General features: G+C 48.4%; 18 protein-coding genes and 3 riboswitches. Of the genes, 15 read left to right on the forward strand and 3 right to left on the reverse strand.

Annotated features, from left to right (window positions below; translation table 11 throughout):
• Positions 1-15 precede the first annotated feature (15 nt).
• The 10 genes from NYE70_RS02175 (at position 16) to cysK (ending at position 8,080) form a co-directional block, all read left to right on the forward strand.
• Positions 16-357, forward strand: a complete 342-nt coding sequence (locus NYE70_RS02175; RefSeq protein WP_213654949.1) for a hypothetical protein — start codon at positions 16-18, stop codon at positions 355-357.
• A 324-nt stretch (positions 358-681) separates the two neighbouring features.
• A complete protein-coding gene (locus NYE70_RS02180; protein WP_341044885.1) occupies positions 682-1,203 on the forward strand; it encodes a GNAT family N-acetyltransferase in 522 nt (173 codons plus the stop codon).
• A gap of 26 nt (positions 1,204-1,229) precedes the next feature.
• On the forward strand, positions 1,230-1,793 hold the full coding sequence (locus tag NYE70_RS02185) for a GNAT family N-acetyltransferase (protein WP_213654952.1): 564 nt from the start codon (positions 1,230-1,232) through the stop codon (positions 1,791-1,793).
• Positions 1,794-1,849: 56 nt separating this feature from the next.
• Positions 1,850-2,431, forward strand: a complete 582-nt coding sequence (locus tag NYE70_RS02190; protein WP_341044886.1) for a DJ-1/PfpI family protein — start codon at positions 1,850-1,852, stop codon at positions 2,429-2,431.
• A gap of 35 nt (positions 2,432-2,466) precedes the next feature.
• Positions 2,467-3,030 (forward strand): histidine phosphatase family protein, encoded by a 564-nt coding sequence (locus NYE70_RS02195; RefSeq protein ID WP_341044887.1) that lies wholly within the window; start codon positions 2,467-2,469, stop codon positions 3,028-3,030.
• 3 nt (positions 3,031-3,033) lie between these two features.
• Positions 3,034-3,864 carry a class I SAM-dependent methyltransferase gene (locus tag NYE70_RS02200; RefSeq protein ID WP_341044888.1) on the forward strand — a complete coding sequence of 277 codons (831 nt, stop codon included), beginning with the start codon at positions 3,034-3,036 and terminating at the stop codon, positions 3,862-3,864.
• Positions 3,861-4,979, forward strand: coding sequence for a bis(5'-nucleosyl)-tetraphosphatase (symmetrical) YqeK (gene yqeK, locus NYE70_RS02205; RefSeq protein ID WP_341044889.1), 1,119 nt, complete (start codon positions 3,861-3,863; stop codon positions 4,977-4,979). The genes NYE70_RS02200 and yqeK overlap by 4 nt, the downstream gene beginning before the upstream one ends.
• Before the next feature lie 29 nt (positions 4,980-5,008).
• Entirely contained in the window at positions 5,009-5,623 is a 615-nt protein-coding gene (locus NYE70_RS02210) for an NUDIX hydrolase (RefSeq protein ID WP_211021263.1), read from the forward strand.
• A gap of 42 nt (positions 5,624-5,665) precedes the next feature.
• The gene (locus NYE70_RS02215) at positions 5,666-7,039 is read left to right on the forward strand and encodes a DUF4269 domain-containing protein (protein WP_341044890.1); all 1,374 of its coding nucleotides are present in this window, start codon (positions 5,666-5,668) and stop codon (positions 7,037-7,039) included.
• A 105-nt stretch (positions 7,040-7,144) separates the two neighbouring features.
• Positions 7,145-8,080 carry a cysteine synthase A gene (gene cysK / locus NYE70_RS02220; protein WP_211021265.1) on the forward strand — a complete coding sequence of 312 codons (936 nt, stop codon included), beginning with the start codon at positions 7,145-7,147 and terminating at the stop codon, positions 8,078-8,080.
• A 53-nt stretch (positions 8,081-8,133) separates the two neighbouring features.
• Here cysK and NYE70_RS02225 read toward each other — a convergent pair whose 3' ends face one another.
• On the reverse strand, positions 8,134-8,970 hold the full coding sequence (locus tag NYE70_RS02225) for a helix-turn-helix transcriptional regulator (RefSeq protein WP_341044891.1): 837 nt from the start codon (positions 8,968-8,970) through the stop codon (positions 8,134-8,136).
• A gap of 192 nt (positions 8,971-9,162) precedes the next feature.
• Between NYE70_RS02225 and fabF the strand changes: the two genes are divergently transcribed.
• A complete protein-coding gene (gene fabF / locus NYE70_RS02230) occupies positions 9,163-10,401 on the forward strand; it encodes a beta-ketoacyl-ACP synthase II (protein ID WP_341044892.1) in 1,239 nt (412 codons plus the stop codon).
• Positions 10,402-10,483: 82 nt separating this feature from the next.
• Here the strand turns inward: fabF and NYE70_RS02235 are convergent, their stop codons facing one another.
• Complete coding sequence (locus NYE70_RS02235; RefSeq protein WP_341044893.1) at positions 10,484-11,386, reverse strand: AraC family transcriptional regulator; 903 nt, start codon at positions 11,384-11,386, stop codon at positions 10,484-10,486.
• 162 nt (positions 11,387-11,548) lie between these two features.
• On the opposite strand from NYE70_RS02235, the gene NYE70_RS02240 reads away from it, so the two are divergent.
• The 3 genes from NYE70_RS02240 (at position 11,549) to NYE70_RS02250 (ending at position 20,392) form a co-directional block, all read left to right on the forward strand.
• Complete coding sequence (locus NYE70_RS02240) at positions 11,549-13,327, forward strand: ABC transporter ATP-binding protein (protein WP_211021269.1); 1,779 nt, start codon at positions 11,549-11,551, stop codon at positions 13,325-13,327.
• Between the two features lie 118 nt (positions 13,328-13,445).
• Positions 13,446-14,537, forward strand: a complete 1,092-nt coding sequence (locus NYE70_RS02245) for a DUF4349 domain-containing protein (RefSeq protein ID WP_341044894.1) — start codon at positions 13,446-13,448, stop codon at positions 14,535-14,537.
• 248 nt (positions 14,538-14,785) lie between these two features.
• A riboswitch (cyclic di-GMP riboswitch) is annotated at positions 14,786-14,874 on the forward strand.
• 151 nt (positions 14,875-15,025) lie between these two features.
• Positions 15,026-20,392: a MucBP domain-containing protein gene (locus tag NYE70_RS02250; protein ID WP_341044895.1), complete on the forward strand. Its 5,367-nt coding sequence runs from the start codon at positions 15,026-15,028 to the stop codon at positions 20,390-20,392.
• A gap of 55 nt (positions 20,393-20,447) precedes the next feature.
• On the opposite strand, the gene NYE70_RS02255 is transcribed toward NYE70_RS02250, so the two are convergent.
• Positions 20,448-21,101, reverse strand: coding sequence for an anthrax toxin lethal factor-related metalloendopeptidase (locus NYE70_RS02255; protein ID WP_211021273.1), 654 nt, complete (start codon positions 21,099-21,101; stop codon positions 20,448-20,450).
• Between the two features lie 90 nt (positions 21,102-21,191).
• Positions 21,192-21,279, reverse strand: a riboswitch (cyclic di-GMP riboswitch).
• An 86-nt stretch (positions 21,280-21,365) separates the two neighbouring features.
• A riboswitch (cyclic di-GMP riboswitch) is annotated at positions 21,366-21,454 on the reverse strand.
• Positions 21,455-21,806: 352 nt separating this feature from the next.
• Here NYE70_RS02255 and NYE70_RS02260 point away from each other — a divergent pair.
• Positions 21,807-22,961 (forward strand): response regulator, encoded by a 1,155-nt coding sequence (locus NYE70_RS02260; RefSeq protein WP_341044896.1) that lies wholly within the window; start codon positions 21,807-21,809, stop codon positions 22,959-22,961.
• Positions 22,962-23,130 lie beyond the last annotated feature (169 nt).

Here is a 23,130-nt window from a genome sequence, read left to right on the forward strand (position 1 = left end):
GGGGGTATGCCTGCTTTGGAGAGAAGGATTGTAAAAAGCGGAATTTATAGTTTTATACTCGGCCTGTTAATCGGAATCGTTTTTTTGAAAGATACTGAAGTGATCCGATACGACGGGTCCACGGTTAAAGAAATCGTTCAGCTTCCAGTAAGAGTGTACCTGTTTAAGCTGCTTCGGTTCTCGTCCGTTTTATCGCTGGTTTCTATGGTGGTTGCCTGGATATCGGGTTACTTTGTGATTACCGGAGAAAAGACGAAGTTCAGCGTTCTTGTGAAAAGTTACTTTAAAGCTTTGATTCTTGGCTTGCTGATTATCCTTGTAGCTGTCTTTATTCAATCTTTGCTGTATCGCAATTGATCGAACAATTCGACTCTCAATAGGAGTGACCATGTAAATTAGGTTTAAAGTATAAGGAACCGGGGATAAAGGATGATCAAAGATGATAAAGCATGATGGTTCACTGGGCAACGTTTGTCTTATTATTAATTAAAAGTATTTGTGAGAAACCGCCTGTGGCGGGAAGGCCGCAGCCTTTCCTCTGGCCGAGGCGGTTTTTTTCGTTGGTTTCTTTTAACAAAAAAATCTCTTGAATTCATGCCGGATACAGGATATGGTCTTGATAAATAAACCTAGGCTGGAAAAAATCTTTAATTTTAATCTTATTAACCGAAGGGGGATTACATGGAAATCCAACTATCTGTCATATCGAATAGTGATCAAGAAAGATTCTTCAATCTCTTTAATTTATATTTATATGAATTATCCCAGTTTACCGGAGAAGATGTTCGTGAGGACGGAAACTTCGATCAAGGCAATAACCATCTATACTTGGAGAAGCAAGCGCTTCATCCTTATTTGATTCGGGCCGATGACCGGATCGCCGGATTCGTGCTGGTATGTTCGCCACCCTACACCCCTGAGGGAGCGGAGTTTTCGATTCAGGAATTATTCCTGCTAAAAAAGTTCAGGGGGCTGAACTTGGCGGCTGAGGCGGTAAACGAAGTATTCAAGATGCACCCGGGCATCTATCATGTGGAGCAGCTAGCTAATAATCAGCCGGCCGTTCGTTTTTGGAAAAAGCTGTACGCTGATCTGAATATTCAATTTACCGAAGAACGGGACTTGATTGAAATCGACGGGCTTCCGGGGGAACATGAGATATTGTCTCAAACCTTCTCCGTAGCCGGAGTAAGAGTTCAATAATAACTTCTGTGGAAAGGAAGATGTGTATGGGCTGGTTTGAACCTATCAAAATCGTGGATAAATACAATCAAATCATTGAGATCAGAACGGCGGTGGGTGCGGATGCCGAGGTGATCCTCGCTTATAATCGGGCGATCCTTTCATCCGAATCTTCTTACTTGCTCACCGTACCGGAAGAATATGATATGACGGTTGAGATGGAAAGGGAATGGATAGAAGAAACTTTGAACAAAGAAAACAGCCTGATTTTGATCGCCGAGGAGCATGGAAAGGTCGTCGGTTTTCTTGATTTCCACAGCGGGAATAAACTGAGGATCTCCCATACCGGATATTTCGGTATGAGTGTTCGCAGCGATTACCAGGGAGGCGGCATCGGAAAAGCCCTGCTGCAGGCGCTCATTGATTGGGCGGAAAAACATCGTCAAATCGAAAAAATTACCCTCGAGGTATTCGCCAATAACAGCAAGGCGATCGAATTATATCGCAAAATGGGTTTTGTGCAGGAGAGCCTGATGCGTAAACAAATTAAATTGCAAGATGGAAAATATGTAGATGTCATTGGCATGGGGCTGCTGCTCAATCCATCCTGAAATGGGATGATCAAGCTTGATGTCAGCGGAAAAATCGTTTCATAGGAGGGACAGTATTGAAGATCGCCTTTGTTGTATTTAACGGGCTGACTTTTTTGGACTTGATCGGCTTTTATGATGTTATTTATCGGCTCAATATGTTTGAACAAACAAAGGGTGTGACCTGGGACTTTTGCGGACCTGCGGATGAAGTGACGGATGAATTGGGTTTGACGATCAAAGTAAACAAGGTAAATCCTGATCTGTCCCAGTACGATATGATTTTTGTGCCCGGAGGTATGGGAACGAGAACGTTGCGGTTCAACGAAGAGTTTGTATCCTGGCTCCGACATGCGGAGGATTGCCCTTATATCGTATCGGTGTGCACGGGTTCACTGCTGCTCGGAGCGGCGGGATTCCTGGAAGGGAAAAAGGCGACGACGCATCCGAATGCCTATGATTTGCTCGAGCCCTATTGCGACGAAGTCATCCGGACAAGAATCGTCAAAGATGGAAAGCTCATTACGGCAGGAGGGGTGGCTACCTCGATTGACCTGGCATTGTACATCGTCAAATGGCTTGCTGGCGAAGAAGCGTTACGGCAGGTAAAAGCGTCAATTGACTACCCTTACGACATGGAGGGCGTCATTGAATTCTAAAGAATAGATTCATTCGGAAGCAGGGTGAAATCGGGATGGAAACGGTCGTTTATTTTGTCAGACATGCGGATTCCGCCTTTGTAGAAGGGCAGGAAAGAGAAAGAGGACTGTCGGAACAAGGTGCCCGGGATGCAAAGATAATCAAGGAGTTGCTGCATGATGAGCCATTGGACGTCTTTGTGTCCAGCCCTTATGTGAGATCCGTTGAAACCATTCAGGAGTTGGCGGATTGGAAAGGGAAGCCGATCAAGCAGTTTGAAGATTTAAGAGAACGAAATATCGGGCGGTTTGCTCCTTTGAGTTTTGCCGATGCAAAGCGGAAAGTGTACGAAGAACCTCAGTTTGCTTTTCCGGAGGGAGAATCCAGCTTGGAAGCAGCGGACAGGGCGGTCCAAGCGTTATTGTCCCTGTTGGTGCAATATGAGGGGCTGACCCTGGTGCTGGGAACGCATGGAGATATCATGACTCTCATGTTACAGACCTTTGACCCAAGGTATGGCTTCGAATTTTGGAGGTCGACAACGATGCCGGATATATACCGGGTTCATTTTGACGGCACCGCCTTAAAGCAAGTATCCAGAATAATGGGAGGCGTTTGAAGCATGAGCCGAATCGTTAGGGACTATTACGATAGCCATGCGGAGCAGGAGTGGTACCGGTTGAACGATCCGTACAGTCAGGTGGAATGGCTTTCAACCCTGCGGCTGATGGACAGGTACCTGCCGGATTCGGGACATATCTGCGATATTGGCTGCGGGCCGGGGCGGTACGCGATCGAGCTGCTGCAACAAGGGTACCAGGTCACCTTATTTGACCTATCCGTAAAGGAGCTTGCCTTAGCGGAGGAACGGATCGGGGAACTCGGACTGCAAGCGGAGGCTTACATATGTGAGGATGCAAGAAATCTGCAGGTTTTGGATGCGGAATTATACGATGGCGTTCTCCTCCTGGGGCCGTTGTATCATGTGCAAGATCGTCAGGAGCGCATAAACATCATCCGTGACGCCTTCAGAGTGTTGAAACCGGGCGGGATCGCCATGTTTTCCTATCTCAATTCCTGGGGTGTTCTGAAGGCGGGGGTGACGGAATTTAGCGACTCTTACAGAGACCCGGAACATATTTATATGTATTTGCAGGAGCAGGCTCTGGATGAGAATCAGGGGTTTACCGAATGTTACTTTTCGATTCCGACGCGCGCGTTGGAGGAAATAGAACTAGGCGGTTTTGATGTCGTCTCGTATGCCGGGGCGGAGAGCTTCCTGGCGGGGATGAGAGCCGAAGTCACCCGGCATTACAATGAGGATCGGCAAGTCTACGATCATCTGGTGCAAGCGGCCAGCGAAACGAGCGAAGCCCCCCAATACCGGGATGCCACGGAGCATGTACTGATTATCGCGCAAAAAAAACCGGAATCAGAACAGGAGCGGGCATGATGGAGAATACAAACGATGAACAAGTACTGGGCAAATATGCCGCTGGTTTTGAGCTGACGGGAAGTCTGTTACAAGATGTCGGCACGTTTTTCAAACTGCATCAGGATACCGATACTTGGGAACATACCCTAAAAGTGACGAGCCATGCGGTCCGTATTGCCCGGCTTTATGGCGCCGATCCGCAAAAGGCCGAGCAGGCTGCGCTGCTGCATGATGTCAGCAACGTCATCCCTGTGAGTCGAATGCTTGAAACGGCAGAGGAGATAGGCATTGAGATCCAGGATGAAGAACGGACCTACCCTCGGATTCTGCATCAGAAATTATCGCGGGCGATGGCGGAGAAGTTGTTTCATATCACGGACGAGGAGATTTTGCGGGCCATCGAGTGCCACACGACTTTGAAGCCACATGCTGCTTTGTTTGATAAGGTGGTTTTCATTGCCGATAAAGTGTCCTGGGATTTGCCTGGCGACCATCCTTATTTGAACGAAGTTCGCAGACAGGTTGATGAACACCAGCTCGACAAGGCGGTATTTGCCTATCTGGATCATGTATGGAGTCAACGGGATAAAATGAAGCTCGTTCATTCCTGGCTGATTCAGGCCAGAGAGGAGCTTCTGGAATTGGCGGAAAACGAAACCGATCCCGTGAAGCGGCATTTGATGCGCGTCTATGATCATATGTCTTGGGCCAATCGCGAGATTATTAATCGTCTGCAAGAAGAGCAAAACGTGCCTGAACGGCCGCTTTCGCTCTTTGGTCATATTTTATCGGCCGAAGCGGTATGGCTCTCCCGTCTGAATGGGTCCATGCAGACAACGCGGGAGATTTGGCCGTCGGAGGGCTTGAATCTGCAGTATTGCGTCGATTTGGCCTTGGCAAACGCGGAGGGCTATCGGCAGTATTTTGCAAACCTGAGGGCGGGCCAGTTAAAAGGTGAGGTTTCCTATCGGAGCAGCAAAGGGGAACCGTTTACGTCAGCTATTCTGGATATTTTAACGCACGTCTCACTCCATGGAAGCTATCATCGGGGACAAATCGCAACCCATTTGAGAATGGAAAATATAACGCCGCCAATGACCGATTACATTCTTTATGCGAGGAATGAAGGATAATCTTCATAGTCACGGAAGGGGAGCGGGTCATGCAACTGAAATGGTTGGAATGGGCCAAGCAGATCCAGGCGATTAGCCAGGCCGGGCTTGCCTATTCAAAAGATATTTATGATCTCGAGCGATTTGAGATGCTGCGGGATTTAAGCGTAGAGATCATGAATCAGTATACAGAGGTAGAGAGTGATAAGATTAAGACGCTCTTTGCCAGCGAAACCGGATATGCGACGCCTAAAGTGGATGTCCGCGGGGTTATATTTGAGCAGGACAAGATTTTGCTGGTCCGCGAAAAGCTGGATGGAGACTGGGCGCTCCCGGGCGGTTGGGCCGATATCGGACTGTCTCCGAAAGAAGTGGTTGTCAAAGAAGTTAAAGAGGAGGCCGGGCTTGAGGTGCAACCGGTCAGGCTGCTGGGCGTACTGGACAAGAAGTTCCATGATCATCCTCCGGCGGCATCCCATGTATACAAGATGTTCATCCTATGCGAGGTGACGGGCGGAGAGGCGCAAGCCGGGCTGGAGACGCTTCAGGTCGGATATTTCAGCGAGGATGAATTGCCTCCGCTTTCGGCGGAAAGAGTCACGCTGAAGCAGATTCAGTGGCTGTTTCAAACAAGGAATTCGGCTCATGAAGTATGGCTGGATTAGCAGGTAAACTGCGAATTGTCATAAAGAAAGGTAACAAACACCATGACCTGTAAATTAGTATTGATCGAAGGGCTGCCCGGTGCGGGCAAGTCAACCCATGCGAGATGGGCAAGTGAAATTCTAGCCGAATTGGGACTAGAGACAAAGCTGTTTCTGGAAGGGAATCTGGAGCATCCGGCGGATTATGACGGCGTCGCCTGCTTCCCCGAAGAGGAGTACCGCAATCTGCTCTCGGATTACAGCACCTTTGCGCCTATTTTTGAGCAAAATTCGGTACGGAGAGGCAGTCACTTTTTTCTGTCGTACCGCAAGCTAAGAGAAGTCGATGGCTTGGATTTTCCCGAGGAGCTCGCCAATTTAATGTTCCGGAATGATATCTACGAATTGCCTTTTGAGCAAAATGCGGAATGGATTGTGCAGAAATGGACCGAATTTGCGGAGATAGCCGAACGGCAGGAAGCGATCTATATTTTTGAATGCTGTTTTATCCAAAATCCTCTTACCGTAGGCCTCGTCAAGCATAATGTTCCAAAAGAGGCAATTCACCGGTATGTGAGGCGCCTGGAACAAGCGGTTCAGAACCTGAATCCTGTAGTCATCTATGTTGATCAAGAGGATGTGGATCACACTTTTCGGAAGGCGGTAGAGGAGCGGCCACAAACCTGGTCAGAAGGCTTTATCGAATATTATACCGGGCAGGGCTATGGAAAAAGCTGCGGTTTGACCGGCGTGGATGGCACCATCGAGGTGCTTCGTTGCAAAAGAGAACTGGCGCTCGAAATCGTTGATACTTTGGAAAGCACCAAAACGATTTTGAACAATACGGCGTACGATTCGGTAAAGGGAAAGAGGAAACTGGCAGAATTCCTAAGCTCGTCAGTCGTACCGCATCATTTCCGCGAAATTGATTCGTTGATCAAGCGGCACTCCTTTATGGACATACTGCAATCCTTCGATCCGATACTGGTGGGCACCTTTCCTATTGATATCCAGGTACAGGGAAGTGATTTGGATATTGCTTGTGAGGTCCATGATTTTGAATGGTTTGAGGACCTTGTGCAGCGAAGCTTCGGTCACATGGACGGGTTCACCATGGTTAGGCGCGAAGTCGGCGGGATTGAAAGATGCAAAGTGAATTTTCGGTGTGAAGGATGGCAGGTGGAATTGTTCGCCCAACCTGTGCCTACCCGGTCGCAAAACGGATACCGCCATATGATGGTGGAGGCTCGGTTGTTGAAGCTGTTCGGGGAAAGTTTTAAGCGGAGTGTTATCGAATTAAAGCAAAACGGAGTCAAAACCGAGCCGGCGTTTGCCCGTTTGCTTAACTTGGATGGCGATCCGTATTCGCAACTGCTGGATTTGGAGACATGGTCGGATGATGCTTTGCTGAACTTGCTGAAGAAATCAAGCGATTGATTTCTCCGTCTGGGTTGGCCGTTATTTTACTTCCGCTCCGGACGGTGTTAGAGTGAAAGAAGGCCGACTTATTACGTCGGAATTTAGTAAAGTGAGGGATTTTTCTTGGGTAATATAGCTAACAATTTAACGGATCTGATCGGAAATACTCCGATGCTGGAGCTTAACAATTTTGGAGAGAAAACGGAAGCTGGGGCCAGACTGGTGGCTAAGCTGGAATATTTCAATCCGGCGGGCAGCGTCAAGGACCGAATCGGCTTTGCCATGATCAAGGACGCCGAGTCCAAGGGCCTGCTGCATCCGGATTCCATCATCATTGAACCGACCAGCGGCAACACCGGAGTAGGTCTTGCGTTTGCAGCGGCTGCGCTGGGATATCGCCTGATTATTACGCTGCCGGAGAGCTTTACGATTGAACGCAGAAAGCTCCTCTTGGCGTTGGGCGCTGAATTGGTGCTGACACCTGCCGCGGAAGGAATGGGCGGAGCCATTCGCAAAGCGGAAGAATTGGCTGCGGAGACGCCGAATTCGTTCATCCCCCAGCAATTTGAGAACCCGGCCAATCCGGATGTACATAAGGAGACGACCGCGGAAGAAATTTGGAGAGACATGGACGGCAAGGTTGACATCTTCGTGGCCGGTGTCGGAACCGGCGGTACGATTTCCGGGGTCGGCGCGGTTTTGAAGGAACGCAATCCTTCGGTACAAATCGTGGCGGTGGAGCCTCATGAATCGCCTGTTTTGTCCGGAGGAAAACGCGGCGTCCACAAAATCCAAGGCATCGGTGCGGGCTTCGTCCCGAGAAACTTTGACGGCAGTCTTGTGGATGAAATCATGCCGGTGAAGGATGAAGACGCCTTTAGCACATCGCGCCTGCTCGCGAGAACCGAAGGATTGTTGGTCGGGATTTCATCGGGTGCCGCGGCCTTTGCGGCACTTCAACTGTCTAAACGGCCGGAGAATGCGGGCAAGAACATCGTTGTGCTGCTGCCGGATACGGCTGAGCGCTACTTGTCTACACCTTTATTCCCGGAAGAATAAAACATGATATGAGTTTTAAAGGCGGCACCTTTTACAGGGTGCCGCCTTTAAATTTATCCCTCGATCAATTTCTTGAGTTTAATTTCCGTTGCCGTTTGCGGTGCCGGCGTATAGATGCTCAGACGTAAATCCGCTTCCCCCTGGACTTGAAGAGAGGATAGATTGAACAGCATTTTGCCGGCTTTGGCATGACGAAATTCAATCATGACCTCGGGAGCGGCACTGACCTCGCTTTGATTCCAGAGCTCCTGGAAATCGGGAAAGGTCCCTGCCATATGCTCGATGAAATTTGAATACCAAGGATCGGCGACATACTGGCCGTAATAGGCCCGGAAGATCGACAGAAATCCTTTGACGAAGTGAGCCCAATTGACGGCGAGACTGCGCAGCTCTTTTTTGCTGAACAACAGGGAAATCAGGTTTCTCTCCGGCTCAGGAATCTGTTCGAAATTTAAGAAAACGTGGGAGGCCGCGGGATTCCAGCCGACGATATGGCAGTGCCGGTCCGAAATCAGGGTCGGACAATATTTCAGCTCTTCTAGGATTTTATGCAGCGAAGGGCTGATTACGGCTTCTTTCTCGCCGCCCAGCTCAGGATGAAATCCGTTGTCGAGCGCCAGATCAAACAAGTATTTCCGCTCATCGCCATTCAGGCGCAGCGCCCCCGCGATGGCATCGAGTACGGAAGCGGACACTTTGATGTCGCGGCCTTGCTCCAGCCAGGTGTACCAGGTTGTGCTGACACCAGCCAACTGGGCGACTTCCTCACGGCGCAATCCGGGCGTCCGGCGCCGCGAACCCGACGGCAACCCTACGCTGTTCGGGTGGAGCTTGGAGCGTTGGCTTTTTAAGAATTCGGAAAGTGCCTTCAAACGGGGATCGGCTTGCATTGTTCTGCCTCCAGTCCTGCTTGGCTTGAGTTGATTTGGTTGATTTAAGGTTAGGCTGTTATTGTATTATACAATATACTAGGATAACTACAAACTTGTAATAGGATAAGGAAGGGATACAATAGGAACAAAGACGGCTGAACTGGTGACAAGGCCGGATGGAACACAAGGAGATTACAAGGAGGTCTTGTTATGGATAGAGTTGTAGTTACGGGAATGGGTATCGTTTCGCCGCTTGGCAATGAAGTGGAGACGTTTTGGAGCAACCTGAAGGAAGGGAAATCCGGAATATCCTATATTGATTTGTTTGATGCATCGGCTTTCGGGACACGGATTGCGGGGCAGGTTCGGGATTTTGATCCGGAAGCGCTGTTCGGCCGTAAAGAGGCTCGAAAAATGGACCGCTTCGTACAATTTGGTCTATATGCCGCAGAACAGGCGGTAAAGCAAGCCAACATTGACGTGAACCTGATCGATCGTGAGCGGTTCGGGGTTTATGTCGGGACCGGAATCGGAGGTATTCAGACGTTGACAGATAACATGGAGGCCTATCAAAACCGCGGGCCCGGCCGTGTAAGTCCGAGTCTGGTCCCGATGATGATTTCCAATATGGCGGCCGCGCAAATCAGCATTCGATTCGGAGCGATGGGGCCAACGCTGTCGCCGGTGACTGCTTGCTCGATCGGCAATACCGCGATAGGCGAAGCGTTCCGCTTGATTCGTAGCGGCGATGCGGATGTAATCCTTGCCGGCGGGACGGAGGCGGCGATCCACCCGCTGTCGCTGGCCAGCTTCGGTAACGCCACGGCGTTGTCCAAGCGCGGCGAGCATCCGGAGAAGGCCAGCCGTCCGTTCGATGCGGATCGCGACGGATTTGTCATGGCCGAGGGCGCCGGTATTCTTGTCTTGGAGTCATTGGACCATGCACTTCGCAGAGGGGCTCCCATCTACGCCGAAGTGATCGGATACGGCGCGAGCTCGGACGCCTATCATGTCGTGGCATCGCATCCCGAAGGGGAAGGAGCTTTCCTGGCTATGAAGCGGGCTCTCCAATCGGCAGGGATTACTCCGGCAGAGGTTGACGTGGTGAGTGCGCATGCGACCAGCACCCAGGTAGGGGATCTGGCGGAAACAAAGGCGCTCAAGAAGTTGTTCGGCGAACAGGCCAAAGACATTCCTATAACGGCGAACAAATCGATGACCGGCCACATGTTTGGCGCTGCGGGAGGGGCGGAGGCGATTGCGTTAATTCGGAGTCTGAATGACGGCATCATCCCTCCTACGATCAATCTGGATCATCCCGATCCGGCTTGCGACCTGGACTACGTTCCGAATCAAGCTCGGGAAGCGGACCTGTCGATCGGCCTGTCCAATTCGTTCGGGTTCGGCGGCCATAACGCAGCAATTCTGCTTGCACGATATCAAGCTTAAGCCCATGGAAACAGGAAGCTAACAATAAAAATAAGACAGCGGCGTGGATGGACTCCACGTCAGCTGTCTTTTTCACGTTTACTTATGATCCAACATCTATCGGCGTTAAATGGAAACATTGATCCATGTTGTTTTTCCGGAAAACACTTGGCGTGCATCCGGCCCAGGCCGCAAATTGGCGGCTAAAGCTCTGTACATTCTCATAGCCGACCCGGTACGCGATTTGCTCGATCGATTCGTTGCTGGTGACCAGCATATGCATTGCTTCCTGCTGTTTAAGCACCATGAGATATTCACGGGGAGGCATTCCGAACGCCTGCGTGAAGATACGGTGACAATGTCTGCGGCTCATTCCGAAGCGGCGGGAAATTTCCTCCAGCCAATCTCCGGTTGAGCTCGATTCGTCCTCATCCCGCCGCAGCACCCTTCCTTGTATTTCCCGGGCGATTCTGGTAGGGAGCTCGCTCTGGAAGGCGGTTTCTTGCTTATCCTTGGCAGCGGCAAAATAATCCTGCATATGCCCCAGTATTGTATAGAGCTCCCGCAGAAGCGGTATCCGCGGACTATTTTCCTGATACAGGGTATTCATGATTCGTCGCATGGAAGGAACGAGGTTATCGTTTAACGGGTGACCCTGCGGATAGTAACTATGGTTGAGTGCGCCGATCAAATGGAGAAATGCCGTATCTTCAAGATCAAGATGGATATGCATCGTAAAAAAAGAGGCGTTGTCCGCCTGCCGCACTTGAAAATCATGCACCTGCATCGGAGATACAATGATAAGATCACCCGCTTGCTGCTCATATTCCTTTGATCCGAGGATCGCCGTTTGGCTTCCGTCCAGCACCAGCAGCATTTCAAGCATCATGTGATGCACATGCCGCCCGCAGATCCAACCTTTTTCCACGTGACGGGTATGAGGCGAGAACAGGCATATTTCTGATCGGAAATGCGGGAACACTTTTTCGGGATAAATCGTGCTCATGTTGACTATCAGCTCCTTTATGTCCGATTTGGTTAAATGTTATGTAATAACGGGGCCGAATATGTTATAGAGAAAGCCGGGCAGGAGCCTTATACTAAACTCTGTCGTTCGACGGGATACACATACATATTACTATCATAAGGGATAAAGCGGGTGAAACCTATGGCAAAAACAGAATCAAATTTGGATTATTCCAAAGCATTTGAAACGGAGCAAGGAACCAGGATCAAACCGTTCAGCCTCCTCACCAGATTGTACAGGGACCATGTGAGCAAAGTGGCCTTATCGGCGCTTTATTATACGATCAAGCATTCGCCGACCTGGGTATTGTCGATCATTACCGCCAATATCATTAACATCGTAAGCTATCCGGATCGTCATTCGATGAGCGAGTTCTGGATCAACCTGGCGGTCATCGTGGTGCTGATCGTTCAGAACATTCCCATGCATACGCTGCACATCAGTTACATCAGCAAGGCTGTCCGTCATGTGGAGGCGGGTCTGCGCAGCACGCTGGTTCGCAAAATGCAGCAGCTGTCGCTCAGTTATCACGGGGACATGAACGCTGGACGGCTTCAATCCAAAATACTGCGGGATGTCGAGGCCATCGATTTTCTTTCCCGGCAGATGCTGATGTCCATCATCCCGGCAGCCATCAATTTAATTATTGTGATCGGGCTGACCCTGTACAATAGCTGGATCGTCGCGCTGTTCTTCTTGTTTATGGCGCCGACCTCGATTTTTCTGGTTCGTTTCTTCCGATCCAAAATGGCGCAGCGTAACCGGGATGTCCGCCAGAATATCGAGGAGATGTCCGGTAAAGTATCGGAGACCGTTGAAATGATTCCGGTTACCCGGGCTCACGGGCTGGAGGATGTGGAAATCCGCAAAGTTGATATGGCGCTGCAAAATATCCGGGAACGCGGCCATCAACTCGACGTTGTCGAAGCCTATTTCGGTTCTTCCAGTTGGGTCGTTTTCCAGCTGTTCCAGGTCGGGTGTCTGTTCTTTACCGCCTTCCTGGCTCATCTGGGCTATATGGAAATCGGGGATATCGTGATGTATCAGGGATTTTTTAATATGATCACGGGCTCTGTGAGTTCGATACTGAACGTGTACCCTAACTTGGTCAAGGGATTTGAGTCCCTGCATTCGGTAACGGAAGTGCTGCTGTCTCAAGAAACGGAAGAGTACAAAGGACGGCAGAAGCCCGACCAAATCGCCGGGGCGTATCGCTTCAAGGGCGTTAGCTTCCAGTATAAAGGCTCTGACCGCCATGTGCTCGATGACTTCTCGCTGGATGTGAAGCCGGGCGAAACCGTGGCCTTTGTCGGGGAATCGGGCTCTGGCAAGTCGACGATATTGAATCTGATTATAGGTTTTTATAAACCGCAGTCAGGTACAATTATGATCGACGGCATTCCGATGAGCGACCTCAGCATGACGAGATACCGGCAGTCCTTGGCGATCGTGCTCCAGAACAATATCTTGTTCTCAGGCACCATCCGGGAGAATATTACGTACGGGCTGCCACATATATCCGAGGAAAAGATCCGGGAAGCGATCTGGATGGCCAACCTGCAGGATGTAATCGACGGCCTGCCGGACGGTCTGGAGACCTCGGTCGGTGAGCATGGCGGACGGCTGTCCGGCGGCCAGCGCCAGCGGATCGCCATCGCCCGCGCATTGATCCGCGATCCGCAGATCATCATTCTGGACGAAGCCACGTCCGCGCTCGATAATTTGTCGGAGCGCCATGTCCAGCAGGCGATGGAGCAGCTCATGCGGGGCAGAACGACGTTCATCGTCGCTCACCGTTTGTCGACCGTCAAGAACGCCGACCGGATCGTCGTCATGAAGAAAGGAAAAGTGGTGGAATCCGGCACGTATGATGAGCTATTAGCCTTGAAAGGCGAATTCTATAAACTGAAAAACTTATAAGCATTTCGATGTTCTGATATCGGATTGAAGATTTAATATTTTCGGCAACTTTCCAGACCTTGGAAGCGTCTTTGATTTTGAATAGAGCCAATATAGATCTAAACAGGGGGCGATTCAAATGAAAAGATGGGGAATCCGTGCAATTGTTTTAACCATGGCATTAGCTTTACTGCTCGGCGGGTGCAGCAGCGCCGACAGGTCCAGCAGCAATGATGCGGGGGCTTATGAAAGCTCGGCGACCAGCACTTCGAATCAGGCTGCGTCCGACTCCAAGGAGAGTCTGACGTCCGAAAGTCCGGCCGCCGATACGGGAGGAAATGTCCCGTCTGGAGAGACAGCGGTCGAATCGGAACGCGCATCATCCGGTTTTCAGGGAACGGATTCGGCAGCAGGCCTGAATAAAAAACTGATTTACCGGGCCAATGTCGTGATGGAAGTCAAGGACTACGGGAAGACGCAGTCGGAAATCCGCAATCTGATCACGCTGGCCGGCGGATACATTGTGGAATTTTCAGAAAATCAATCCCAGCATGAGCGCGGCGGCAATTTTATAATCAAAGTTCCGTCCTCCGGATTTTCTTCTTTTCTGGACCGGTTGGAGCAGTTGAAGCCGGAATCCTTGCAGCAGGGCATCCAGGGACAGGACGTTTCCGAAGAATATGTGGATTTGGAATCGCGTCTTAAAGTAAAACAGGCCATGGAAGCAAGGTATCTTAAATTCGTGGAAGAGGCCACAAAAACGGCCCAACTGGTCGAATTCGTCAACGAACTGGAACGGATTCAGACGGAAATCGAGCAGATTAAGGGGAGAATGCGTTATATTGATAACAATGTTTCCTTCTCAACTATTGAAATCCGTTTGTATCAACCGATGGAGAAATCGATTATTAAACAGGACCAAGATAAAGAGCCTCTCTTCAAGCGGGCCCAAAATGCTTTAAATGGAAGCATCGACGCCATCTCGATTGTTCTTCAATGGCTTGTGGTCGTACTGTCCGGCGCCCTTCCGTTATTGTTGATCACCGCGCTGATCCTGGCCATCGTCTGGCCGATTCGGAGAAGAAACCGTAGTCGCCGCAACCGCGCAAACTGGACCTCAGGACAATCGATAGAAAGAACTCCTTCTTTGCCTGGAGATCCCGAGATTAGAGAATCAACGGTTTCGTCACCGGAAACCACCGAACAAGAGGATGGGCAGGAGCCGAAGTAAGAGGCCGGAACGAAAGGTGTATCCTTTCGTTCCGGTTTTTTCAATTGTATTAATTTGTGCTTTATTGAAAAATGATAGAATAAAGAATGTCGGAATTTATCGAAGGAAAGTTTTTTTGAAATAATATGATATATTTCTCATATTCGTTAGTTGACAAGCTTTTTTTTTTGAAATATATTGAAACCATCATAGGAATGATTAATCTACATAATTCGGATTAACTAGAGCTTGGGACCTTTTAACTAGAAATTGAATATTGGCACACTAATCGAAAGATTAGGTCGCAAAGCCTTGGAGTCTAACAATCTTTGGGATTAATGACCGTCCGGCTGCATAACAATGTATTAATCATTGTCTGTGTAGCCGGTTTTTTTATTTTCCTATGTTCTCAGCGGTTCCAATCCGTGAGAAATAGATGCTCCACAGTAAGGAGGGTAGAAACTAGTGCCTGAAAGGGAGGAATTCCATGAAAAAATGAGGAGGAACCTATGAAACGCGGGTTAAAGATTGTAGTATCTTGGTTATGTTTGTTTTCACTTTTAATTAGTCCTTTGACAGCTTCTGGAGCAGGGACGACTTCGGGCGATCCGGTCTGGCCTAATCCCGGTGCAATTCAATTAAGCAAAACGGCAGAACCTACAGGCAAGTCGGGCGAGTGGAAAATTACGCTCAAAGCCGAGGGGAAAAATATCAAATCGAGCTCTGATGTAGTGCTTGTAATTGATAAGTCCGGGAGTATGGATGACCGAGATTGGTGGTGGGAAACTGACTACAAATTGGCTGACGCAAGAACGGCTGCGAAGAAATTCGTGGACAATTTGCTGTTAAACGGGTCATCGACTAGAATTGCCGTTGTTTCCTTTAATAAGTCAGCCACAAATGTCTCTGACTTTAAAGGCCCTAGTCAAAAGGATGCCCTTAAGACTTCCATTGACAATATCAGTGCGAGTGGCGGTACCAATATTCAAGCAGGTTTGAAAAATGCCCGCGATCTTTTGGCGAACAGCTCCGCTCAGAATAAAGTAATCGTCGTATTAAGTGACGGAGAGCCAACCTACAGTTTCAAGGGAACACAGGCCAAAAGTTCCAGTTGGCAAAATAACAGCTATAGTTTTGCCATTACGAAATTTGATTATGGAACTACGCTTGGAACTGGTGGAGATTATGATCTTTCCAAATCTTCACGGTATGAAATTAACAATTTCTCCGTAAAAGATAACGGTATCGGAACAATTTCGGAGGCGAAGCTCGCTAAAGATGCAGGCCTCAAGATTTTTTCGGTCGGGCTCGACGTTTCCAAAAACAGCAATGCGATCAAAGTTCTGAAGGATGTTCAGAATGAAGGTTATTTTTCTGCCAACAGCGATGAGCTGAACACCATTTTCCGCGAAATGGCCGGGAAAATCTCTTATGCGGCACAAGGCGCAAAAGTAATTGATCCGATGGGAGATATGTTCAACCTCAAACTGCAGGGAGCTCAAATTAGTCCAGCAGATTACACAGTATCGCAAGGGACTGTAACTTGGGACGCCGCTACTGAAAAATTCAATTGGAATGTCGGCAATATTGCCGAGGGCGAACCAGCAACATTCACTTACACAGTGGTCATGGACCAATCCAAAAACCCGGTTTCTAATACCCTCTATCCTACGAACGGTAAGACTACCATGGAATATACGGACGTAAATAACCAAAAAGTTTCGAAGGATTTTGAGGTGCCGAAAGTAAGCATCGGTAATGGTTCCATCCTCATGAAGGGCTATAAAGTCAATGCGAACGGCAAGCCGATCAATGCCGAAGGCGTTGAAGTCGAGACACCGGAATTCGCAGAAGCACTATATAGCGAGTATTACAAGGATCAAAACGGTAAGGAAGCTTTCCCTATGGGATCAACTCATTCTGTACCTGCCAAAACGGTTGCAGGATACCAGTTGAAAGTAGGAGAAAGTCCTAGGAATGTAACTCTGACAGTTACTAATCCTTCACCAGTCATTTGGTTCGGTTATACGGCAGCAGTAGAACAAACCGTAACCGTAAAATATCTGGAAAAGGATTCAGGCAAACAACTGAAGGACCCTACTTTCCAAAAGGGCTTCTCTGGTTCGAAAGTTGAACTGAAGGCTTTGCTCGTGGACGGCTATAGTGTAGTGGCGCCTGATAAACTGGAATATACGTTTACTTCTGAACCAAATCAAGTGCACACGTTCTTCTACACCGCCAACGAACAAAACGTAACGGTGAAGTACTTGAAGAAAGGTACGACGGATGAAGTTGCTCCAAGCACGACAGTGAAAGGCCTGACGGGTCAAACGATCGAACTGACAGCGGCGAACGCTCCGGGCTACACCCCAGAGAAAGCTACTGACAGTTACACGATTAAAGCCGAAGGCAACAACGAGTACATCTTCTTCTACACCGCCAACGAACAAAACGTAACGGTGAAGTACTTGAAGAAAGGTACGACGGATGAAGTTGCTCCAAGCACGATAGTGAAAGGCCTGACGGGTCAAACGATCGAACTGACAGCGGCGAACGCTCCGGGCTACACCCCAGAGAAAGCTACTGACAGTTACACGATTAAAGCCGAAGGCAACAACGAGTACATCTTCTACTACACCGCCAGCGAACAAAACGTAACGGTGAAGTACCTGAAGAAAGGTACGACGGATGAAGTGGCTCCGAGCACGATAGTGAAAGGCCTGACGGGTCAAACGATCGAACTGACAGCGGCGAACGCTCCGGGCTACACCCCAGAGAAAGCTACTGACAGTTACACGATTAAAGCCGAAGGCAACAACGAGTACATCTTCTACTACACCGCCAGCGAACAAAACGTAACGGTGAAGTACCTGAAGAAAGGTACGACGGATGAAGTTGCTCCAAGCACGACAGTGAAAGGCCTGACGGGTCAAACGATCGAACTGACAGCGGCGAACGCTCCGGGCTACACCCCAGAGAAAGCTACTGACAACTACACGATTAAAGCCGAGGGCACTAACGAGTATATCTTCTACTACACCGCCAGCGAACAAAACGTAGAAGTGAAGTACCTGGAGCAAGGCACGAATAAAGTTCTTGCCGAACCGACAACGGCCAATGGCGTAACCGGTCAAACGATCGAGCTGAAGGCGAAGGACATCGCAGGTTATACGGCGGTGGAACCGACTCACAGCTACAAGTTGGACGTTGAAAATGCAGCGCATGTGTTCTACTACACCGCAAACACGCAAAGTGTGAGCGTGAAGTATGTAGATCGCGAAACAGGTAAGGAAATTGCCGAAGCGACAAGCGTGAATGGGGTCACCGGTGATACGGTAACTCTCGAGGCGAAGGACGTAGCGGGCTACACCCCGGAAAAAGCGACCGACAGCTACACGTTGAAAGCGGAAGGCAACGAATATACCTTCTACTACACGGCTAACGCGCAAAGCGTAGAAGTGCAGTATCTCGAGCAAGGCACGAATAAAGTTCTTGCCGAACCGACAACGGCCAATGGCGTAACCGGTCAAACGATCGAGCTGAAGGCGAAGGACATCGCAGGTTATACGGCGGTGGAACCGACTCACAGCTACAAGTTGGACGTTGAAAATGCAGCGCATGTGTTCTACTACACCGCAAACGCCCAAAGCGTGAGCGTGAAGTATGTAGATCGCGAAACAGGTAAGGAAATTGCCGAAGCGACAAGCGTGGACGGGGTCACCGGTGAAACGGTAACTCTCGAGGCGAAGGACGTAGCGGGCTACACCCCGGAAAAAGCGACCGACAGCTACACGTTGAAAGCGGAAGGCAATGAGTATACCTTCTACTACAACGGCGAAAATCGTACAGTGGAAGTATACTATCTGCTTGACGGAACGGATGAAGAACTTGTTCCTCCGGATACGGTAGAAGGCGTAACGGGTAAAAAAGTAAACTTGGAGCCAAAAGTGATACCGGGCTACACCCCGATAACTCAAGGTTACAGTTATACTTTTGAAGTCGAAAACTTACCGCAATACTTCTACTACACAGCTGACGAGCAAAGCGTGGAAGTGCAGTACTTGGAGCAAGGCACGGACAAAGAACTTGCCGATCCAACGACATCCAATGGCGTAACTGGTCAAACGATCGAGCTGAAAGCAAAGGATATCGCGGGCTACACCCCGCTTGAACCTACTTACAGCTATACGCTGGACGTTGAAAATGCACCGCACGTGTTCTACTACAAGGCTAACGAGCCGGATAACAACAGAACCTTGACCGTAAGATATGTTGATTTCATTACCGGCAATGATTTGTTAGATCCGACCGAGCATTCGGGTAAAGTGGGTGAAGAAATCACGCTCACCGCGAATGATTATACGGATTCGGTAACTGGTGCGGTTTATAAACCACACGATTACAGCGTTCCGTATACATTCAAAAACGAGCCGCTTCACGACGTATTCACTTTCACTTACACGCAAGACGTTTCAAGCTTGGAACGGACGGTTCTCGTTCATCATGTTGACAGAGAATCCAATCTGCCGCTTATGGAACCAACTCCTGCCAGTGGAAAAGTCGGTGAGACAATTATTCTGAAAGCAGGTCCGATTTCCGTAGCAGATGCGGTTTATATGCCGGAAGAATTCTCTTATAACTATTCGGTAACCCTTGATTTGGAGCAGCAATTTACGATTTACTATAACCTTGGCGAGCCTTCTGGTGACGTAGTGAAACTCACTATTTCGTACCTCGACAGAGAAACGAATGGGGAAATTGCTTCACAGGAAGTCATCGAAGGAAAAGCAGGAACGCAATTTACGCTGAATGCGAAAAACGTTCCAGGTTATACTCCTGAAATTCCAAGCTTCGAATATCGTTATAGCGACGAACCAAACCAAAATTACGTGTTCTACTATACGAAAAACGCACCAACTGATCAGCAACTCACCGTCAAGTATTTGTTGAACGGAACAAACGAGCAGCTTGCAAGTCCAAGCGTATTTACAGGCAAACCAGGCGAGACGAAAACTCTGACGGCCGTATCGATCTCCGGCTACACTCCGGTGAAATCGACCGATGCCTACACATTTACAACGCAGGCAGGCCAAGAGTATATTTTCTACTACACTAGAAATTCGTCTAACCCGGGTGGATCCGGAGGTTCGAATACCTCGAGCGGATCGACCGTAACTCCGCTGCCGGCCTTGCCGCCGCTGCCAGCTGTTCCGCCAACCCTTGAAATGGAGAATCACTACGACTATATTAACGGGTATCCTGACGGCTCGGTGAAGCCGCTTAACAACATTACCCGCGAAGAAGTAGCAGCGATTTTCTACAGGTTGCTGGATGATGAAAGCCGTTCTGAATACCTGAAAACCGGCAATTCCTTCTCCGACGTAGGGGCTACGCGTTGGTCCAACAAGCATATTTCCACGATGGAAAATGCAGGAGTCATTACCGGATATCCAGACGGTACCTTTAAACCGGGACAATACATTACCAGAGCCGAGTTCGCGGCGATCGCTTCCCGTTTTGACAAGCTTGATGAGCGGGCAAACGATAGTTTCACGGATATTACAGGACACTGGGCAGAAAAGTATATTGCCTCCGCAGCCAATAAAGGCTGGATCAAAGGCTACACGGACGGAACCTTCAAACCGAATCAATACATTACTCGGGCTGAAGCCGCCGCGTTCATCAACAGCGTGCTGAACAGAAAAGTCGATAAGGACGGAATTCATGAAGATGCCAAGATGTGGCCGGATAATGTCTACGGTAAGTGGTATTACTACGACATCCTTGAAGCCACGAATCATCATGACTACTCCAGAGAAGAAGACGCTGAAGTAGAGGTTTGGGAAGAAGTACTTCCTAACCGTGTCTATCCTTAAAAACCCAAAAGGCTCCCTTTCGGTTAGAATCCTTAACCGAAAGGGAGCTTTTTATTTATTGTGCACTCGAGAACAGCTTGTCCAAGAATTCATAGGTTAAAGGCATGTCCTCTTTCAGGTGGTTCCGTGTTTTGTCGCTGTAGAAATACAGCGTTGCGGTTTCCGCAAAATACTCGGTCGAGTAAACCGATACATAGCCGTCGCCTTCATAATCGTTGTTCGCTTCTTTCTTCCAGACCTCAAGAAAATCGGAAGAGGAGCTTACATTGTTCAGAACGATCCGGTCGATCGCATGGAAGGTTTCATGAAGTTCGAGGTTTTGTCCATTGTGTCCTTTGCCTTTGTTGCTGTATCCGATTCTTGCGATAACGACATTAGAGCTGACGCCCGGAACATCGTCCCATGTAAGTCCTGTGTTTTCCCAGCCTCTAGGCGTAACACCTTTGTATTGAGCGAACTCGGGTTCATCGGTAATCTTTCCATTGACCAGTTTGACCTTAACGCCGTTGTCTTTCAAACCTTGCAACAGAGAAGAGGGAATCAAGGACAGCCGGTTCATCATTTTATTCGCATCGGTTTTGTTATATTCACCTTGAGGCAATACGACTATATCATCTATCAATTTGTTGGTAGAATTGGCGTATGCCGGAACAGCAGCTAAATTTAAAGTGAAAATGATAGCGATTGCCAAATAAAAAACACGTTTCATTTCGGTTCCTCCCAAATTGCACCAAAAATTGATGCATACTAACCGAATCAGGAAGTAACGAAATAACATGTATTTACGTTTGGCTTCCATATCGGCAACTGGCTGGCGTTACGGCTTGTCCGTGGTAGCCCCTATAGCTTTGCGTCCCCATCTTTCGATGGATTTGCCTTTATCAATATGAAAATATGAAGTTGGTTTACGATAACAAAAAACCTTCTTACCGAATAAGAAGGTTGAGATCAACAAAAGAGTTGAGCTTCTTCAATCGGTAACTGGCTGGCTTAGCGGAAAATTCCGCCTTAACCCCTATAGTTTTGCGTCCCCACTTTTCAATGGGTTTGCCTTTATCAAATCAAGAAGTATGTAATTAGGTAAAAATATGAATCTAGCTACCATTAGAATAAGTCTAATAGACTATATAGTCAAGCATTCTTTTGGAAACGTTGTGTAGCTTTGAAAAAGTTGAAATTGCTGTTGTATTTCAAGTGAACTGGGATACCATATAGCTGTTTTTTTTGTTCTTATGAGGCACCTAAGTCCTATATTGTTTATGCTTTAAGAGCTTGGCTCAGAGTTTTCGATTTTGTTTTTCTTTCGAAAGTCCCGGACGATGCGCCCGGGACTTCTTTGTTCTCGTCAGTTGTGCTATCCTTTTAATCAGATGGATAAATTTAGGTCATGATTTTTAGCTAAGGAGTCTAGTCTATGAAAGTAGTCCTGGTAGATGATGAACGGCTGGCTTTGGATTATTTGGAGCGTCAATTGAGAAAGCTCGCCATGGATATAGAGATTGTCGGGAAGTATACCGATCCTTTGGAAAGCGTTACAGAGATCATTCGACTTCAGGCCGATCTTGTGTTTCTGGATATCAATCTTCCCGAGATGAGCGGCATCGAATTGGCTGAACAAATTTTGGAGCGGAAGCCGGACATCCAGGTTGTGTTTGTCACGGCTTATGATGAATTTGCGGTCAAAGCTTTTGAACTGAATGCGCTGGACTATATTCTGAAACCGATTAGGTCGGAACGGCTCGAGAAAACATTGAATCGGATTGCGGCGAATATGGATGCAAAACCGATCGAGAATACTGCAAATGATAAAATCAGGCACACACGCATCAATTTGTTCAGGCAAGTCAGCGTCGAAACGGAAGAAGGACGTCAAAGCCTGCTTCAATGGCGAACGACAAAAGCCCAAGAGTTATTTTTATACCTGCTTCAGCATCGGGGCAAATGGGTTCGCAAATCGCTTCTGACGGAAATGTTTTGGCCGGAGTACGAACAGGATAAAGTGTATTCGCAGCTCTACACCGCTATTTATCATATTCGAAAAACGTTGAAGCCTTTCGGTGACCAGGTTCAAATCGTAAATGCATCAGAGGGATACATGATGAATCTGGAGCAAATTCCGCTGGATATTGAAGAGTGGGAATTGAAGCTAACGGCTTTGCCCCCTGTATCCAAGGAATCGATTGAAGATTACATAGAGGTTATGAAGCTGTATACCGGGGATTATTTGCAGGAATATGATTATTGGTGGGCTGAAAGTGAGCGGCAGCGTCTCAGGAACCTTTGGTTAAGGGCTTCTTATTCGATCGGGGAATGGTACGTCGGACAGGAGGAATGGGAGAAGGCCATCTCTATCTACGACAATTTGTGCGAGCTGCATCCTCAGGAGGAAGAACCCTATTTTGCCTTGATGAAAATATATGCTTCGCTCCATAATCCTACTATGGTTGAAAAGCACTATCTCTCATTGAACTCGGTTTTGCAGCAGGAATTTAACGTTCTATTGCCTGACTACATTACCGATTGGTATGAGGAATGGACAAAATGCCTGGAATCGGAACTACATAATTAATAGAGATCGGGGTGCCTGATAAGGCATCCTTTTTTTTGCGTCTTGAATTTGAAATTGTAGAGATTTTGTCCAGATTCAAAAGGTAATATGTACAAACAAGCATTGCAAAAATTGTCGGAGAGGGGTTGAGGGTGGAACGTTTGAATGATTATAAACTGCTACAGACAAA

This window comes from Paenibacillus sp. FSL R5-0407 (assembly GCF_038009185.1).
GTDB lineage: Bacteria > Bacillota > Bacilli > Paenibacillales > Paenibacillaceae > Fontibacillus > Fontibacillus vini.